This window comes from Rhizobacter sp. P2_H2, from assembly GCF_056403375.1.
In genome coordinates this window covers 1-2,260 of record NZ_JBFUFP010000908.1, presented here as the reverse complement: position 1 = coordinate 2,260, position 2,260 = coordinate 1, and the positions used below count along the sequence as shown (strand labels likewise).

The window sequence follows — 2,260 nt, the reverse complement described above, 5'->3', positions numbered from 1 at the left end:
ACACGGCGAAGGCCAGAATCTTGGCTTGGTCAAGCATTGCGGTCATAGCCGTCTACCTTGCCTCCCGTGGAACGGACGCGTTGCACAACAAAGGCCTGCATCTCCGACGACATGCACGCGAGCGGCAGCGTGCTGAACTGTGCTTTCGAGTAGAGGAGGAGCCAGACGCTACGGAACTGCCAAAGTTCGCGCACTGCGGTCCACTGAAGCGTTGCAGTGCCAATGGGGGAACTGAGGGTGAACGAAGACTCGTCTGCGCGAAAGGTGGCCTGCGCGTTCCCCATTTCGCGAAACTTGCGAAGCGAGTTTCGATAGTGAACCACGTACAAGGCTGCAGCAAACACAGTCCCCAGGACAAGAACGCTTGCAAGTGCACCGACAAGCCACACTGCCTCACCTTGCGCGATCACGATGCTGAGGCAGATCGCAACCACTCCCAGGGCGACGACGAACCCGATACCGATTGAACGATACCAAAACGCGAGCACTGCCTGACGCAGCAGCGAGTCGGTGTAGATGAGTTTGGCCTCGTGCAGCATGGCGAAGATGTCCGAATTGAGAACGGGACCTATAGCCGGCCCGTCTACCGAGCAGGCGGACGATGTGAGCCATCGGCCCTTGGACCTGAAGGCCGATAGCCTAGCCGAAAGCAGCCCTTCGCGAGCGACCGGAAGTGGCCGACATGCGATCTTCGCGCCAGCGGCCAGATCGCAGGTTGCAGCCACGCCGAGCGTCCGACCGCTACGCTCGGTATAGCCGCCTTTGGTGAGTGTCAACGGGTCGGTCGAGGACGACCCGTACCAGTACTTTGCATCGCTGATGCCACGGCTGACTAGAAAAAGTACCTGGGTCGCCCATCGCTCAAACGTCCCGTTCTACTCGCTGGCTTCCACTGGCAGGGCTAGGCCTTGTCCGTGAGCCCAATGCCAAAACCACAAGCCTTGCGGATGAGCAAGTGGCCGAGCGTCGCGCCGAAGTTCGAGCTGTGACTTGATGCCCCCCTCCGGACATTGCTGAATCTCAGCAGCAAGCACTGCAACCGCCACCGAGGACAGCCTGAGGTTCAGGCTCATGTTCGTGAACTGGGTCCATACGACCGGCGTGTGCAAGCCGCGGTCAAGCGACACAGACAACGACCACCAGCATCCGAAGTTGGTGCGAGTGGTGAAGAGGTCGTACCAGCCTCGCGCTGACGGAAAGGAGACCCGCATCTCCTCCCGCTCGCCGCCGTTCGCCAGGCGGCTCAAAACCTCCGCAAACCTCGCCCGCCAATCGGCTGACGCGGCAACATGCAGCCCCTGCCAACGGCTCACAGGCTCCTTGKCGCGCAACACAACGGCACCCGGCTTGTCCGCGAGCGTCTCGAAGTACGGATAGGGCGCAATCCCACCGATGGCGCGCTGGATCTTCGAGCTATCTAGGTCCAGCGGTCTGCGTTCCTTTCTTCCCATGTCAGCGAGCTTATCCCGTCTGCTGCTGACATCCCGGCGGCTCGCTGGCTTGCCCTGAAGCAGATGTTGGTGAACGGCAACTGCTGGCCGATCTCCGTCCGACCACCGGGGAGGCACGGCTCATGAAATGGTTGCTGCGATGACGGGAGCTTCGCCGAACGACAGCGGCAAGCGCGGGAGCACCACCTCTGCAAGCTGCACCAGCAAGGTAGCCTCAACGGGACGATTCGGAACGGCCACGCGCGCGTAACGGCCGCGTTGGTCGTCCCAGTCGTACGCGAACAAGCCGACATCTGAATAGCTCTTCCAGACCTCGTCGGTGCCCCAGCCCTTGACGGGAATGTGTTCGCCGATGGCACTGTGCTGCACGCATGCATCCACTACCTCTGCGGGGACTGGACCGCTTCCCGCCGTAGCGAACACCGCATAGTTGCCAGCCTCGTCTCTTGCGAACCAGTCAAACTCCGAGCCTTGCATATCGACTATCGGCTTCAAGCTAGATTTCCCTCGAATCAACGTTCAGACTCCCACGAGGCAGACGGTCGCGAAGGACTGYAAGTGGCCGAGACTTCCAATTCGCAGCCGGCCTTCATGCTGTTGGCCAACTCAGCTACCACCACCAAAAGTGGCGAACGGAAGACGGGCACATCAGGCGTCCGCTCGAAGTGGCGCTTCTTCAGGCGCGCATACCAACCCATATGACAGCCTCCGTCGATGCTGAAACTATGGGCGACAGAACCTTCGGCCAGAACTGACCACCCGCGATGTAAGAAGCCGATCGGTCATGGTGCTGCTCTTCCTCAGTGAGG

At 60.7% G+C, this 2,260-nt stretch carries 3 protein-coding genes; all 3 read right to left on the bottom strand.

The genetic code is table 11. From position 1 onward, the window contains the following. Window positions 1–29: 29 nt before the first annotated feature. The 3 genes from AC1D15_RS28105 to AC1D15_RS28095 all read right to left on the bottom strand — a co-directional run bounded on the left by AC1D15_RS28105 (window position 30) and on the right by AC1D15_RS28095 (window position 1,820). Window positions 30–539 (bottom strand): YcxB family protein, encoded by a 510-nt coding sequence (locus tag AC1D15_RS28105; protein ID WP_477828598.1) that lies wholly within the window; start codon window positions 537–539, stop codon window positions 30–32. 336 nt (window positions 540–875) lie between these two features. Continuing rightward, window positions 876–1,451: a hypothetical protein gene (locus AC1D15_RS28100; protein ID WP_477828597.1), complete on the bottom strand. Its 576-nt coding sequence runs from the start codon at window positions 1,449–1,451 to the stop codon at window positions 876–878. 120 nt (window positions 1,452–1,571) lie between these two features. Then, entirely contained in the window at window positions 1,572–1,820 is a 249-nt protein-coding gene (locus AC1D15_RS28095) for a hypothetical protein (RefSeq protein ID WP_477828596.1), read from the bottom strand. Window positions 1,821–2,260 lie beyond the last annotated feature (440 nt).